This window comes from uncultured Maricaulis sp., assembly GCF_905480005.1.
Lineage (GTDB): Bacteria > Pseudomonadota > Alphaproteobacteria > Caulobacterales > Maricaulaceae > Maricaulis.
On the sequence record NZ_CAJQOO010000145.1, the window covers coordinates 1 to 15,161 of the forward strand.

Consider the following 15,161-nt stretch of genomic DNA (forward strand, 5'->3'; position numbering starts at 1 on the left):
ATCGATACGCCGACACCGGCTGCCGCGGCATAGATGATCATGTTGTGCGAGGGCGGGATCAGCAGGCCGCAAACGGCCGAGGTCGAGGTGACATTGACGGCGTAGTCGGCGTCATAGCCGCGTTCGCGCATCATCGGCATCAGGGTGGAACCCATCGCCGACACGCTGGCGATGGCCGAGCCCGAGACTGCGCCGAACAGCATGGAGGCACCCACATCAACCTGGCCCAGACCGCCGCGCGAACGCCCGAAGGCCGCCTCGGCGACACGCACAAGGCGTTCGGCAATGCCGGATCGATGCATGAGTTCACCGGCAAACACGAAGAAGGGAATGGCCATCAGGGAGAAGATGCTCATCCCGCCCGCCATCCGCTGGAAGACGGCGATGGCCGGCATGTCCATCATGAAGAAGGTGACCAGTGTCGCGCCCAGAAGGGAAAAGGCAACCGGAACGCCAATGATCAGCAAGAAGACGAGAACGCCCAGGAGAATACTCAATTCCATGGTTCAGGACTCCGCATCGCCGGCGATCGCCGGGTTGATCTGTTCGAGGATGTTCTCCAGCGCGAACAGCGCAATCAGGAAGCCGCTGATCGGCAGCGGCAAATAGGCAAAGCCGCGCGAGATGCCGAGGGTCGGGATGACATGCTCCCAGGTTCTCATGATCAGCTCTCCGCCCCAGAAAGCCATGGCGCAGCCGACCAGGGCGACAATCAGATGGGAGACGAGCTGCAGCCGGTTGGGCCAATGGCCCGGCAGGCTTTCCGCAAAGGCGGTAATGCGGATGTGAAAGCCCTCGCGCACGCCGGCTGCCGCGGCAAAACTGACATACCAGATCATCAGGACCAGCGAGGCCTGCTCGGACCAGGATGGCGAGGCGTTGAGGACGTAGCGGGCGAAGACTTGCCAGCCGATGATCAGGGTCATGACCGCGAGGCCAACCCCGCCCAGGATGAAGAGCGTCCGGCTGGCCAGGTCGAGGAAGCGGGCGAATGTGCGCATCAGACCTGTCCCCCCAGATTGCGGATATCCTCGACAAGCCGGCGTTGGACATCGGACGCGACAAAGCGGTCCCAGACGCTCTCCATACGGTCTGAGAACGCCCCGATATCGGCGATTTCATTGGTCTCCACACCGCTGGCCAGAACCCGGTCTCGCGCATTGTTGACGCGGGCGTCCCAGAGCTCACGCATGACCGGTACGCTGTCGCGCGCGGCCTGCTGGAATATGGCCTGGTCCTCACCGGAAAGGCGGTCCCACCGGTGCTTCGACATCACCAGGATTTCCGGCGCCATGACGTGGCGGCTATAGCTGTAATAGCGCGCGGCCTCGAAATGCCGGGTCGACTCGTATGAGGGCATGTTGTTTTCGGCACCGTCGATCACGCCCTGGACAAGGCCCTGATAGACTTCGGTGAACGACATCGGGGTCGGGTTGGCGCCCAAGGCCTGGACCATGGCGACGTAGAGGTCGGAGTTCTGAACCCGAATTTTCAGCCCCTGAAGGTCTTCCGGGGCATGAACCGGGCCGCGTGTATTGTAAAAGCTGCGCGCGCCGCTGTCGTAGAAACACAATCCGACCAACCCGTGTGGCCGCAGGGCATCGAGGATCGCCTGTCCGGGCGCGCCGTCCAGCGAAGTCCGCATGTGTTCAACCGAATTGAACAGGAAGGGGAGGCTGGGAATGATCGTTTCGCTGGCGAAGGCGTTGAGCGGGGCAAGGTTGACCCGGTTCAGATCAAGGGCGCCAAAAATGGTCAGTTCGAGTGTATCGCGCTCCGAGCCGAGCTGGGCCCCGGCGAATATTTTCACGCGCTGACGCCCGCCTGACCGCTCCTCGACCATTCGGGCCATCGCCTGAACGCCCTGGACGGTTGGATAATCAGCAACGTGGGCATCGGCGGAATAAAGTGGCCGCTCAACCTGGCCACAGCCGGCCATGGCCGCGGCGGCCCCCGTCGCGATGAGGTGTCTGCGATTGATCATGATCCCTCCCCAGGGTCTGGTCGCCAGCGGCTAGTCGACGAGCGCGTTCAGCCAGTCCTCAAGTTCAGTATAGCCATTGCCGTCAAGGTCTCGCGAGCCGTCTTCCGGGTTATGCGGGTCGAGGCGGCGGACGATCTCCCAATCGTCCGGCATGCCATCGCCGTCGCTGTCTGTCCGCGGTGCCTCCGAGGGCAGGTCCGGCCAACCGCCGACCTCGGACTCCGACGAGATGATCTGCCCGGTCCCATTGAGCACATCATCGATGATCCGCTGGTCGGCCGAGTCCCGCCAGAGCGAAGCGCCGACGCCTTGCAGCACAGCCTCATAGGCGTCATCGGCTGTGTCAGTCCGAATGAAGTCAGCCTCGTATGGCTCATCAACCCAGCTGAGATCATGGGCCGCCGACCGCAGCATCGGACGCTGGTCCCGCAATTCATGATCCATCGTATTGCCGGAGAAATGGGCGCGACCGGTCGTGTTGCGCATGTAGAAAATGACCGGTCCCAGCGTTTGCGGGCCCTGGATGTAGGCATTGTTGATGAAGTTGTAGCGAGCAACCGACGCCGGATCGAGATCGGTGCCGGCAGCATAGTGAAGATCGGTGTTCTCGCGACCGTAGAGCGGATCCTGATTGAGGCCCAACTGGGTCGACGGGTCAAATTCGGCGCTGGCCGGGACCCAGTCCCAGAAATCCGTCTCCGCGCCATGTCCCCAATTGTAGAAGACGTTATTGCGGAAATCGAGGAAGAGCCCGTCCGGATCGTCGAACGGCGTTGCATAATTCCCGATGCGGGGCATGCGGGAATTATGGTTGGCCCAAAGATTGTGATGCCAGGAATAGCGCGCGCCATTATTGCCGCGGATCAGGCTGCCATAGGCGCGATCGCCTTTCTCGTGGCCGGCCTGGTAGAGCCCTTCAGCCATGATCGACCATTGCACGGTCAGATTTGTCAGATGTTTCTGGCCCGGTCTGCCACGGAAACTCTGCGATGAGGACAGGGTCTCGTCGATCGCCCAGCTCGTCGAGACGTGGTCGAGAATGATGTCTGATCCGCCAATGACGGATATCGCGTCGTCCTCGACACCGCTCGCACCGCCGATGCGGGAGCGGATGTATCGGATCACGACATTGTTGGCATTCACCTGCAGCGGATAATCGCGCAGGGCAATTCCGCCGCCCGGCGCGGACTGCCCGGCGATGGTGATGTAGTCATTGGAAACGCGCAGCGGGCTTTCCAGCTGGATTGTACCGGAGACCGCGAAGACGATTGTGCGCGGGCCCTCGGCTTCGACACCCTCACGCAGGGAGCCTGGACCGGAATCACCGAGATGGGTCACCGTGTAGACAGCTCCGCCGCGACCACCGCGACTGAAGCGTCCGAAGCCATCTGCGCCCGGAAAAGCGATCTGTCCATCACTGACAATTGCTGGAGATGCCGCGTCGTCGGCAGAAAAATTTGTCGTCAATGCATCTATGTGACCGCAACCAGTGGCGATGGCGCAAACGCCAACGAGCAAAGCGCTTCTGATCATTTCTATCTCCTCCCCAGCGGCCCCGATTTATCCGTGACCATCATCGTTTCTTGCCGCTGATTGGCGTTCGCGGCTTGATCTTGAGGGCATACCGTGAAAAATGACACCGGTTTCCTTAGTCGGGACCGTAACCAATATCGAGAGTGGCGCAAGCCCCTTCGTCAGAGTAACTCGCCGGCCGACAAGGTGAGAAAAATCAGGGAAAATCGACTTGACGCCAAACCAGAAAATCATTTCCGCAGCCTTCGTCGACGCGCGTCAGGCGGCGCTTGGATTGAGGGTGTATCCCGGCGAGCTTCCGGCGACGCTTGCGGATGGATATGCGATCCAGAACATGTCGATTGCCCGATGGCCTGATGCCGTTGCGGGCTGGAAAATCGGCTTGGTGCCGCCAGCGTTTCGCGACTCGGTCGGTGCCGAGCGACTGGTCGGTCCGATTTTTGCGGATCTGATCCGGGGACATGCCGATGGTGAGGTGCACGCCATGCCGGTTTTCGCCGATGGCTTTGCCGCGATAGAGGCCGAGTTCATTTTCGTGCTCGCCGAGTCAGTGCCCGTGGGTACGGAGATCACGCCCGAACTGGCCCGTCGTGTTGCCGGCAAACTGCATGTGGGCGTCGAGATCGCGTCCAGTCCCTTTCCAGGTATCAACGAGCTCGGCCCAATCTGCGTTGTGACGGATTTCGGGAATAATTTCGGTCTGATTGTCGGGCCGGAGATCACCGACTGGCAGTCGCGACCCTGGTCGGACATGCCTGCGTCCGTCAGCATCAACGGCATCCAGGTGGGAGCGACCACAGCCGCATCGCTGCCCGGAGGCCCGATTGGAGCGCTGGAGTTCACATTGCGATTGATGCAGACGCGGGGAATCGCCCTCGAGGCGGGTAGTTGTATTTCGACAGGGGCGGTCACCGGGGTTCACGAAGCCCATGTCGACGACAGCAGCCGTGTCGATTTTGGTCCCTGGGGCGAGATCGACCTGACGCTGACCGCCCTGCAACCCGAATGGGGCCGAGCCAAGCTGAGCGCCGGTTGACGGTGGGGCGGAATGCCTGCCGAACGGGGGTGATTTCAGCCGCTCCTGTCAGATCAAATGGGCCTTTATCCGGGTCGGAATTAGCCTGGTAGAGCCGGTTCTGGTCGATGCGAAGCCTGCAAGATTTCGCCGCCATACCGTCCGGCGTTCACCATCACCTTAACCCCGTACGCCACTTTCCGGCGTCATGACGGGATCGGGGAAAACCGCACTCAAGCCCTGGCTGAATGGCAGCAGTTTCCCGCCCTAGTCCGGATCACCCTGAACAAGCGGCGGCGCCTCACTTGCGACTGACTGCACCATCGGAGGTGATGCGGAGGTCGCTAGCACGGATTTTGCGGCGCGCGCCATGACGCGCCCGGCCTGATCCTTGGAAAGGCCCTGTTCAACCCGCAGGCGCCGCCAGAAGCTGAAACTGGTCACGCCATGGAGCGCCTCGAATACCTCGTCGGGCAAGCGGTTGTCTGGATTGAGCACGGCCTGGAGGCGGTCGCGCTCGAGCCGCAGCAGATAGCTGTAATCATCGTCCAGCGCCTTGTAGATGTGCCGCTTGGCCTCGGAGGCCAGGAGGAAGGATTCCAGGTCAGCGAAAATCGAGGTGCGGTTCGCCAGCAGTAGAGAAAGCCGGACGGCCCGGTCTTCGGTGTCCAGATCCGGCAGGGTTCGCGGCTGGAATTCGTCGTGCAGGACGGCAATCAATTCCTGATAGAGCGTGCCCATATCCTCGAAGCAGCGATAGACGGTGCGCAAGCCCACACCGGCCTTGTCCGCGACGTCGGTCGCGCTTGGGGCGGCAGCCCCTTCACGCACCAGATCTTTGAAAGCATGGACGATTTTCAAGCGGCTACGGGCGCGCCGTGCCTTGCGACCATCATCATCCCCGGTTGCCACACTGATCACATTCCAAGCCTGAATTAAATTGACACTGGATGTGTCAATTTATACGGTTTCCGGACATTGATGCAAGGGTTGCCCGGGAGGCAAGGCAATGTCGCGAGCAATTCGGATCGGACTCCTCGGGGTCGGCGTTCTCCTTCTCATCCTCGGTGTCTATGTCATCGGGATATTCCAGGGTTGGCATGGTCGCACGCGTGGTCCGGGCGAAATCGTCGGCACCGAAATTCCGGCAAACATTGTGGCTGAGCGGCGCGCGGGACAAGACCGGCAACGGGCGGCCATGGGCGTCGATCCGGGCACCGAGATCCTGTTCGGCGACCTGCATGTGCACTCGACTTTCTCGACCGATGCTTTTGTCTGGGCGCTCCCGCTTTTGCGCGGAGAAGGGGCCAATCCGCTCGCCGATGCCTGTGATTTTGCGCGCTATTGCTCGGCGCTCGACTTCTGGGCGATCACGGATCATGCCGAGGCCCTGACACCCGCGCGATGGACCCAGTCGCTGCAGACCATGCAGCAGTGCGAGGCGCAGTCGAGCACCGGCCATGTGCCGGATGTGATCCCGTTCATCGGATTCGAATGGACCCAGGTCGCGCCCCTTCCCGAAGACCATTATGGCCACAAGAATGTGATCTTTCGCACGCTTGATGCGAATGAGATCGCGGCTCGGCCGATCGCGGCCGCAGGCACGACCGTACGGGTATTGCGGGACAATGCGCGCGGCCTTCTGCCCCAACAGATCGTCTTTCTCGATCTCGAACATCGGCAGGATTATTACGATTTCGGACGCTTCGTGCAGGAGGTCCGCGATACGCCTCTGTGTGATCCGGATATTGCCTCTGGGGATCTGCCCCGCGATTGCTATGAATTGGCTGCAACGCCCGGCGAGCTGGTCGCCCGTCTCGAATCCCAGGCGCTGGAGCCGCTCATAATCCCGCACGGCTCAGCCTGGGGGCTCTACACCCCGCCCGGCACATCCTGGGACAAGCAATTGGTCGACGCGCAGCGTCCCGAGGCCTTTCCGCTGATCGAGGTCTTTTCCGGACACGGGAATGCCGAAGAATACCGCTCCTGGCGGCCCAATGCCGGGAGCGCGGACAATCCGGTCTGCCCGGATGCGACGGCAGATTATCTTCCGTCCTGCCAGCGCGCCGGTCAGATCATCGAAGAGCGCTGCCGTGCCGAGGGTCAGGGCGAGATCGAATGCGCGGCCCGCGCGGCGGAGGCCCGGCAAAACGCGGTTCATGTCGGTCTGGCAGGACATATGACCGTGCTGGGCGAGGAAATCGCTGACTGGCTCGATGCCGGCCAGTGTCGCGACTGTTTTCTGCCGGCTTTCAACTATAATCCGACAACCTCAGTCCAGTACGGGCTGGCCATCTCGAACTTTGACGGCGAGGAGCCGGAGCGCTTCCGCTGGGGCTTCATCGGCTCGTCCGATACCCATACGGCCCGACCCGGGATCGGCTACAAGACGCATGCCCGGCACTATATGACCGACGCCGGTGGCGCTGTAACGCGGGCTGTTGCCGAGCAAATCCTGCCATCGGATCCGGAAGCCACATCGCGGTCGCGAGCGATCACGCGCGAAGAGTTGACCCGGAATGTCGGCTTCCAGGTTACCGAGCTTGAACGACAGTCCAGCTTCTTCACAGGCGGCGGTCTGGTTGCCGCCCACGCCGGCGAGCGCAGTCGGGACGGCGTCTGGGACGCGCTGCAGACGCGTAATGTCTATGCGACCTCGGGTTTGCGCCAACTGCTCTGGTTTGACCGTATCAATGAGACTGGCGACATCCTTACGCCAATGGGCGGTGAGGACGATATCGGAGCTGACCCGGTTTTCAGGGTTCGCGCGGCGGGGTCGCTGCGGCAGAATCCGGGCTGTCCGGACTATTCTGTGCGTGGATTGCCGGCGGACCGCTTGCAGCAGCTGTGCCGTGGTGAATGCTATAATCCGGGCAATGAGCGCCACCTCATCACGCGCATAGAAGTTGTTCGTATCAGGCCGCAGATAACGCCGGACGAGTCGGTCGACCTTCTGATTGAGGATGACTGGCTGAATCTGCCCTGCGACGACCAGGGCGAGGGGTGTACCGTCGAGTTCACCGACCCGGAATTCGCCGAAGCGGGGCGCGACACCGTCTATTATGTGCGGGCAATCCAGGAGCCGACCGGCCAGGTAAATGGCGATCCGCTTCGGTGCGAGTATGACGAGAACGGCCAGTGCATCCGCGCAAACCCGTGTCTCGGCGACTACCGGACAGATATGGATGAAACCTGCATCGCCGATGTCGAGCATCGCGCCTGGTCGTCGCCGATCTATCTGGGGTATCGCGATGTGGCCGAGACACGCCTCGTGGATGAAGGCTGATGCCCGATGCGCGCGCCGTCTGTCTTGCGGGTGCTGCGGCGGGCGCCTTGCTGGCGCTGGTGACACTTTTCTGGCCAGCATCCGGTGTCGCGGCGTCCGGCGCTGTCGCGGCCCGCATCAATGGTCATCTGATCACTGACGCGGATCTGCAACTGGCGCTCGAGGCCATGGCCCGCGACAGTCGCAACCCCTTGCCGGAGGATGCGCCGGACTACGCCCTGGCGCGCCTGATCGACGAGGAATTGCTCTATCAAAGGGCGATCGATCTCGACCTCCCGCGCAATGCCTCGACTATCCGTCGGTCAGTGGTCATTGCGATGATCGATTCAATCCTTGCGCGCGCCGAACGCGACCCGTCGGAAGCGGAATTGCGCGCCCTGTTCGCAGCCGAACCAGAGCGATTCTCCGGCGAGTTGATGCTGCGGGTCGATTGGCAGAGCGGGGCCGCTGAAAGTGGCACACTCAGTCGTCCATCTTCGCATCCACCGGACCGGCTGATCAGCGCGAGTGACCTGCGTCGATATCTGGGCGCAGAGCTGGCCTTGTCAGTGCTCGACCTTGCCGAGGGTGAAACCCGCGAGATCATTGGATCCGGCGCTCGCCGGCATCGCATTACCGTCCTCGAGCGCGGCGCGCCTGCACGGGCCGCGTTCGACTCACAGCGCGAGGCGGTTGAGGCGTTGTGGGTTGAGCGCAGCCAGGAAGCGGCGCTGGAAGCCTACCTCGCTGACCTGCGTAGCCGGGCCGAGATCGCGATCCGGGCGGATTGATGCGCGGCTTCCTTGCGCTTCTTTTCGTCTTCATCGGCCTGACAGCGCCCGCCGCTGCGCATGAGCGCAGTCGGTCGATTTCGAACTGGCAGGAGATCGCGGGCGACATGGCCGGGGAATTCCTGCTCGATGCCCGTCAGGCGACCCTGCTACTCGCCACCCTGCCACCCGAAACCAGCCTCGAGGACGCTTTTCGCCTTCGCTTGGTTGACGGCATCCAGGTCCGGCGTGGCGGAGGCCTGTGCAGTCTTGCCGCGCCGCCGGTCGTGCGACTGTTACCCGACGGGCGCTTGCAGGGCAGGGGCGCCTGGGCGTGTGATTTGAGGACCGGTCCTGTCGAGATCGACATTCAGGTCTACTCTCCTGTTTCGCCCAATCATGTCCACTTCCTGCAAGCGCAAATGGAGCTTGGTGAGCGCCAGGAATTCGTGCTCACGCGCGGCAATACCCTGGCCAGAATCAATGCCACCGGAGAGGCCTTGTCGCTGCCCCGCCGGCTCGGGCGCTATGTATCGCTGGGCGTGACTCACATCCTCGGTGGCCCCGATCATCTCGCTTTCTTGTCAGCCCTGCTGCTGGTCGTTGCGACCCGGCGCCAAATCCTCACTGCAACGCTTGGCTTCACGCTCGGGCATTCTGCGACCCTTGCCCTTGCCTTTCTTGGCTGGATAAGTCCGCCCGGCGCCGCGATCGAAGCCCTGATCGGATTCTCGATCCTGTTTGTCGCCGGCGAGTCGGCCTTCCAGTCTGCCAGACCGGATCGCCGCACCGTTATCCTGGTCTCGGCCGGCCTGCTTGCCATCGGCCTGGTCAACAGTCTTCTCGGCGGAGCGGTGCCGATAACGGTTTGGCTCGGACTTGTGATCTTTACCGGCAGTTATCTGGCCTGGCTTGAAGCCGGCGGCGATGTGAGGCGCACGATACCGGCCTTCAGCGCCGGCTTCGGGCTCATTCACGGGGTTGGCTTTGCCGGCATACTGCTTGAACTCGACCTGCCGCGGGATGACCGGGTGGCGGCCTTGTTCGGGTTCAATCTCGGTGTCGAGCTGGGCCAGCTCATCTTTGTCGCCATGGCCGGATTGCTGGTGGTCCTGGTCCGACAGATTCTGCCGGACCGGATCCTGGCCTATGGCCGGCTTGCCGCCATCGCCGCTTTGTCCGCCGCGGGGGGTTACTGGTTCCTGGTTCGTGCCTGGTCCTGAGCGGCCGCTTCTTCCAGCCAGCGCCCCGCCAGCCAGAGCCTGTCCTGCCCGAAGGCGATGCGGTCGCCGACCTTGAAGCTCGGTACACCCCAATGCCCGTGCTCGAACAGTTCGACCCGGTTGGCTTCAACGACCGCGCGCCAGGCATCGTCGGACAGGTCCTTGCCGGCCTGATCCCAAGACACACCCGCCACTTCGCAAATACGGCGCAGTCCTGCGTCGCTGGCGGCATCCACGCCCTGGGACCAGACTGCCGTCATGTAAGCTTGCAGGAAGGCCCGACCGCGTCCGCGATTGATCTCTCCAACGAGCAGGGCGAGCCCACGCTCCACACCAATGCCCACCGGATCAGCGATGTGGCCGAATGGCAGACCTAGTCGCTCCGCCTCGCGCTTGCAGTCGCGAACGATATAGAAGCGTTTGCTCCTTGGAACCGGCAGCGCCCGCATGACCATGGGCAGGACCGGTCGCAAGCGAATGGTCGCCTGCCAGCGCTCCGCCAGGTCGAACAGACGCATCGCGGCAAGATAGCTGTACGGGCTTCGCAGCGACAGGAAGACGTCGAGCATACCGCCGCTCGCGGCGTCGGGCTCCGGGATTGGTGAAAACAGGGGCGACTGACCGCCAAGCCGGTTTTCGAGATGGTGTAGACGATCTAGTCCCCAATACCATTCGCCCTCGAACCAGGTCATGGCCGAGCCGTAATGGCCCAGTTTCGTCCGTAGCGCGTCACCTGCGTCAGGGCCTGCGGTTTGCGGCCAGGGTTGTGGCGTCGGGTCGAGCTTCCAGGCGGTTGCCAGATGGCGGGCATCCTCCCTTGACCAGGCCGCCAGCTTGTCAGGCTCGGGCGCTGCAGACCGGTCGGGTGGACCGACCTCATGCCAGGAAATTTCCACCGGATAATGTTCGGCGAGGCGCGGCAGGGCTTGCAGCAGGAGATGCGAATAGGGTTCATCGCGCTCGATGAAGGCATGCAGCGTGCGAGGGCGACCGGTCAGGCGGCGCAGGCCGGCATGACGCAGGCGCGAGACGGCGCGCAATGTCGGGCTGGTCAAGACGAGTGGACCGAGTGATTTCAGGCTCATGCGACAAAAGTCTCCGATTGGAAACAGGGGATGAGGAGTTGCCCCGCCAGGCCGGCTTTGCGGTGGATTTCGATCTCGCGAAAGGCAGGGGTCTCGGCAATCTCGGGCAAGGTCGACGCGGATGGGTAGGTCATGATGGCAATCATGTCCCACGCCTCGTCGGCATGTCCGATCAGGAATTCCGACGGCAGTGCCGAGAATCGCAGGCGGCCACCCGCTGATTCAACCAGCCGGGTCATCGGTCCGCCATAGCGCATATAGGCATTGGCACCGGACAGATCCGGTTCCCGCCCGTCCGCGTAGGCGGCCTTGTCCCGGAACTTCAGCAGGTTGAGCAAATGGACCGGGCCATCGCCCGCGCGGGCGAGAAATGCCCCGAACTGAGCGTCGCTTGGCTCCATGGCATTGGAAACGCGCATGCTTTCCCTCCGTAAGCGGTGACCAGGAAGAGGTTGGACAATCTCACATGACTTGTCACGCCAAGGCGCACGCTATGCTCGGGGTTTCAGCTACTTCGCCGAGAGGCGTGAGCGTGTTCGCTGCGATGATGCTAGGATCCGGCCTTGCCGCCGCTTGGGCACCTGCAGGATTTGAAAAACGATGAAGTGTTCAAACGAGCCCGCTCCGCCCCGTTGACCGACTGATCTGCATGGCCTTCGGAGCGCCACCTTTCTGGTGAGCGACCTATCGTCAGGAGGCGTCAGATCCAAAGCGCAATTTTGTATGCCAGCGCCGAACAAGTCGCGGATGGGTCAATGGGTTCCGGCTTGCTTGCCGCTTTCAGGCCCTGCAGAGTGACGCGCTGAATCGAGGGGGCGGAGATTGACGGGGGTGGGCGTTACACGGCGAATTCTGCTCTCGACGGGCGGTCTGGCCCTGGCCGGGTTATCACTGTCGGGATGCGAGAACCGTGACGCAATCGAGCTGGATCTCTCGGACGTTACCGGTTTTTCCGTCTTTGACCGGGCTACGGCGACGATTCTTCTCGATGTCGCGGATCTCATGATTCCCCGGACCGATACTCCCGGTGCTGGCGATACCGGTACTGTGCTGTATCTCGACCAGTTGATGGACCACTGGGCATCGGCGGCCAGCCGGGCAGAAATCCTGGGCTTCCCCGCACAGCTGGATAGTCATGCGCGCCAGAGCGTCGGGCGCGCATTCCGGTCCTTGTCCCGGCAGGCACGCTTTCGTCTCCTGGAGGACATGGACCAGGCAAGCTTCGCCGAGGGCGAGCGACCTGGTTTTTCCGCCGCCTACCGAACGCTGAAACGGCTGGTTTTCCATATTCATTACACCAGCGAGGCGGCAAATCCCGATTATGTCGCGGTGCCGGGTCAGTATCTCGGCGATGTGTCGGCCGCCGAATTTCGGGCGCTTGTCGATGATGCGCGATTCTAGGGGCGGGGCATGAGTGAAGAGTTTGATGCGATTGTCATCGGGTCAGGCATGTCCGGCGGCTGGGCGGCCAAGGAGCTGTGTGAGCGAGGCCTGAAGACCCTGGTGTTGGAGCGTGGGCGTCATCTTGATCACCCAAGCCCGGAATACACCGATTTTGAAGCGCCCTGGGACATGGAATTCCGGGGCATGGTGCCGGAGATCTATGACGAGCAGGGCCGCTACCGCATGCTCAAGCGGAAGGGGTGGACCTATCGCAACGAGATCATCCAGTTCTTTGTTGATGAAAGGGATCATCCCTATTCCTATCCCGAGGATCGGCCTTTCATGTGGACGCGCGGCTATCAGCTGGGTGGCCGCTCGCTGACCTGGGCCCGCCAGACCTATCGTTGGGGTCCGAAAGATTTTGAAGCCAATGCGCGAGACGGGCACGGTGTGGACTGGCCCATTCGCTACGACGACCTGGCACCGTGGTATGACCATGTGGAAGCCTTCGCCGGGATATCCGGAGCGAGTGACGGGCTGGAGAATCTGCCCGACGGTGAGTTCCTGAGGCCGTGGGAGATGAATTGCGCCGAGGGTGTCGCGGCGCGGAACATAAATCGCAGCTTCGAGGATCGCCGCATGATTATCGGGCGCGGCGCCAATCTCACCGAAGTGCGCGATGTGCATGCAGAGCTCGGGCGCGGGGCCTGCCAAGCGCGCGATCACTGTATCCGGGGGTGCTCGTACGGAGCCTATTTCTCGTCACTTTCAGCGACGCTTCCCGCGGCCCAGCGGACTGGTAACCTCACCGTGGAAACCGACTCCGTTGTCAGCGAGATCATCTACGATCCGCTCACGCGTCGGGCGACGCATGTGAAGGTCGTTGACTATCACACACGGGAAGAACGCCTTTATTCCGCGCGGATAATTTTCCTCAATGCGTCGGCCATTGCCTCGGCCCAGATCCTGTTGAATTCGCGGTCTGAAGCGATGCCGAATGGCCTTGCCAATACCTCTGGCCAGCTCGGCAATTACATCATGGACCATTTCGGTCATGCCGGTGCCAACGGCCGGATTGAGGGGCTGGAAGACCGGTTTGATTTCGGGCGCCGGCCCACCGGCATTTATATTCCCAACTATCGTCACGAGCGCGAAGATCAGGCCTTCGTGCGCGGTTTCGGCTTTCAGGGCGGGGCCAATCGCCAGCGCGCGGGGCACACCGGATCGCGCCCGGGTATCGGAGCGGAGAGCAAGGCATCGATGGACCAGTGGTCGCCCTGGGTTCTGGGTATCGGCATGTTCGGGGAAATGCTGCCCTATGCCGACAACACTATAAGGCTCCATCCAACGCGAACCGATAACTGGGGCATCCCACTGGCGCATATGGACTGTCATATTCGCGAGAATGAGCGCGCCATGATCCGCCAGGCCGAGCAGGATGCGGTGGAAATCCTCACGGCGGCGGGATGCAAGGATATCTCCTCGGTGCGAACACCCGATGACGAGCATGTCCTGGTTGGCGGCAAGACGCATGAGATGGGTGGAGCCTGCATGGGGCATGATCCTGCCACCTCGGTCCTCAACCGGTGGAACCAGGCTCATGATGTCGACAATCTCTTCGTCACCGACGGTGCCTGCATGTCCTCGTGCGGAACGGCCAACCCGTCATTGACCTATATGGCGTTGACCGCCCGGGCTGTTGATCATGCCGTTCAGCGTCTGCAGGAGGGTGGATTGTGAGGCGTTTGGATGCCCGCAAGGGCGCGCGCATGGCGTGTGTGAGCTTGGTCCTTGGGCTGACGGGCTGTGAGGGCTTGTCCGTGTCTGACGATCCCGAGGGGCGGTGGGTGGACCTGTTTGACGGGCAAACCCTCGAGGGCTGGACGCAGCTGAATGGTACGGCACCCTATGCGGTCGTGAACGGGGCGATCCGGGGCAGTAATGTGCTTGATTCGCCGAATAGTTTTCTGGCGACAGATACGCATTATGAAGACTTTGTCCTCGAGTTTCAGGCGCGTTCGGACGGTTTCGGCAATTCCGGCGTCCAGTTTCGCACCGAGCTTGCGCCGGATGAGCGCAGCGGCTTGATAGGTTATCAGCTGGAAATCGACCCGACAGATCGGCGCTTTACGGGCGGCATCTATCATGAAAGCGCGCATGTCTGGCGCCATACGATGGCTCGAAACCCGCAGTGCCGCGCGGCTTATCACCATGGCGAATGGAATGATTTTCGCATCGAAGCGGTGAGCCAGACCGTGGCGACCTGGGTCAATGGGGTCGCTTGTGCACACGTGGTCGGCGACCATCATTCAGACGGTTTCATCGCCTTGCAGATCCACGATATCGGGCGGAATGAAGCCCTTGTGGGCAATTTCACGGAATGGCGCGATCTGCGTCTTCTCGCAAACCCGCGCGACGCAGACTTGTGGCTGGACCGACGCTTTGCCCTGATCGAGGGCTGGTTGGTCGATGAGATCAGTGCTTCTGAAGCTTTGCGGGGCTGGCGAAGGGTTGATCTCACGGACGGTAGCGCGAGCCTTGATGTCCCCGGGGACGCTTTTGAACTGGTCATTGACGTCCGCGTCGAGGGCGCTGCGGATGGTCAGCTCTCCTACGCCTATTTAAACGGGGCGCGCCAATGTGCCGGACGCTATCAGATCGCCAATGATGCGGTACTCGGTGAGACGCGGCCCGCGAATGGTCTCCTGGGCAGTTTCCCCGGGCGTATCGCGGCGGAAAACCTCTCCGAGCCCGGATCTGGAAAACGCGCCTATTCTGGCGATATGTGGAATCGGGCCAGGCTGATCGTCATGCCGGGCCGCGTCGAGCACTGGCTCAATGGTGACCAGGTCGTGGGTTATGAGTCTTGTGATCCCGATGTGTCGGACATGGAAGCGTCGACC

At 62.0% G+C, this 15,161-nt stretch carries 14 protein-coding genes; 7 read left to right on the forward strand and 7 right to left on the reverse strand.

The window, feature by feature from the left end:
* The 4 genes from QZ266_RS12840 to QZ266_RS12855 form a co-directional block, all read right to left on the reverse strand.
* On the reverse strand, nucleotides 1-503 hold a 503-nt coding region (locus tag QZ266_RS12840; RefSeq protein WP_295695781.1), incomplete at its 3' end, for a TRAP transporter large permease subunit.
* Between the two features lie 3 nt (nucleotides 504-506).
* Nucleotides 507-1,001 carry a TRAP transporter small permease gene (locus QZ266_RS12845; protein WP_295695783.1) on the reverse strand — a complete coding sequence of 165 codons (495 nt, stop codon included), beginning with the start codon at nucleotides 999-1,001 and terminating at the stop codon, nucleotides 507-509.
* Nucleotides 1,001-1,984, reverse strand: a complete 984-nt coding sequence (locus tag QZ266_RS12850) for a TRAP transporter substrate-binding protein (RefSeq protein ID WP_295695784.1) — start codon at nucleotides 1,982-1,984, stop codon at nucleotides 1,001-1,003. The genes QZ266_RS12845 and QZ266_RS12850 overlap by 1 nt, the downstream gene beginning before the upstream one ends.
* A 30-nt stretch (nucleotides 1,985-2,014) precedes the next feature.
* Nucleotides 2,015-3,322, reverse strand: a complete 1,308-nt coding sequence (locus QZ266_RS12855) for a hypothetical protein (RefSeq protein ID WP_295695786.1) — start codon at nucleotides 3,320-3,322, stop codon at nucleotides 2,015-2,017.
* 406 nt (nucleotides 3,323-3,728) lie between these two features.
* Here QZ266_RS12855 and QZ266_RS12860 point away from each other — a divergent pair, with 406 nt between their 5' ends.
* On the forward strand, nucleotides 3,729-4,553 hold the full coding sequence (locus QZ266_RS12860; RefSeq protein WP_295695788.1) for a hypothetical protein: 825 nt from the start codon (nucleotides 3,729-3,731) through the stop codon (nucleotides 4,551-4,553).
* A gap of 246 nt (nucleotides 4,554-4,799) precedes the next feature.
* Here QZ266_RS12860 and QZ266_RS12865 read toward each other — a convergent pair whose 3' ends face one another.
* Entirely contained in the window at nucleotides 4,800-5,453 is a 654-nt protein-coding gene (locus QZ266_RS12865) for a TetR/AcrR family transcriptional regulator (protein WP_295695790.1), read from the reverse strand.
* Between the two features lie 88 nt (nucleotides 5,454-5,541).
* On the opposite strand from QZ266_RS12865, the gene QZ266_RS12870 reads away from it, so the two are divergent.
* The 3 genes from QZ266_RS12870 to QZ266_RS12880 are packed head-to-tail and all read left to right on the forward strand — an operon-like array spanning nucleotide 5,542 to nucleotide 9,790.
* Nucleotides 5,542-7,818 carry a DUF3604 domain-containing protein gene (locus tag QZ266_RS12870; RefSeq protein WP_295695792.1) on the forward strand — a complete coding sequence of 759 codons (2,277 nt, stop codon included), beginning with the start codon at nucleotides 5,542-5,544 and terminating at the stop codon, nucleotides 7,816-7,818.
* Entirely contained in the window at nucleotides 7,818-8,588 is a 771-nt protein-coding gene (locus QZ266_RS12875; RefSeq protein WP_295695794.1) for a hypothetical protein, read from the forward strand. The genes QZ266_RS12870 and QZ266_RS12875 overlap by 1 nt, the downstream gene beginning before the upstream one ends.
* Nucleotides 8,588-9,790 carry a HupE/UreJ family protein gene (locus tag QZ266_RS12880; protein ID WP_295695796.1) on the forward strand — a complete coding sequence of 401 codons (1,203 nt, stop codon included), beginning with the start codon at nucleotides 8,588-8,590 and terminating at the stop codon, nucleotides 9,788-9,790. Before QZ266_RS12875 ends, QZ266_RS12880 begins: the two co-directional genes overlap by 1 nt.
* Here the strand turns inward: QZ266_RS12880 and QZ266_RS12885 are convergent.
* Nucleotides 9,760-10,875, reverse strand: coding sequence for a 2-hydroxychromene-2-carboxylate isomerase (locus tag QZ266_RS12885; RefSeq protein WP_295695798.1), 1,116 nt, complete (start codon nucleotides 10,873-10,875; stop codon nucleotides 9,760-9,762). The two genes, QZ266_RS12880 and QZ266_RS12885, sit on opposite strands and share 31 nt — an antisense overlap.
* Nucleotides 10,872-11,294 carry a hypothetical protein gene (locus QZ266_RS12890; RefSeq protein WP_295695800.1) on the reverse strand — a complete coding sequence of 141 codons (423 nt, stop codon included), beginning with the start codon at nucleotides 11,292-11,294 and terminating at the stop codon, nucleotides 10,872-10,874. Before QZ266_RS12890 ends, QZ266_RS12885 begins: the two co-directional genes overlap by 4 nt.
* A 412-nt stretch (nucleotides 11,295-11,706) precedes the next feature.
* Between QZ266_RS12890 and QZ266_RS12895 the strand changes: the two genes are divergently transcribed.
* The 3 genes from QZ266_RS12895 to QZ266_RS12905 form a co-directional block, all read left to right on the forward strand.
* Entirely contained in the window at nucleotides 11,707-12,276 is a 570-nt protein-coding gene (locus QZ266_RS12895; RefSeq protein ID WP_295695802.1) for a gluconate 2-dehydrogenase subunit 3 family protein, read from the forward strand.
* A 9-nt stretch (nucleotides 12,277-12,285) separates the two neighbouring features.
* Nucleotides 12,286-13,998 carry a GMC family oxidoreductase gene (locus QZ266_RS12900; RefSeq protein ID WP_295695804.1) on the forward strand — a complete coding sequence of 571 codons (1,713 nt, stop codon included), beginning with the start codon at nucleotides 12,286-12,288 and terminating at the stop codon, nucleotides 13,996-13,998.
* 80 nt (nucleotides 13,999-14,078) lie between these two features.
* On the forward strand, nucleotides 14,079-15,161 hold a 1,083-nt coding region (locus tag QZ266_RS12905; protein WP_295695806.1), incomplete at its 3' end, for a DUF1080 domain-containing protein.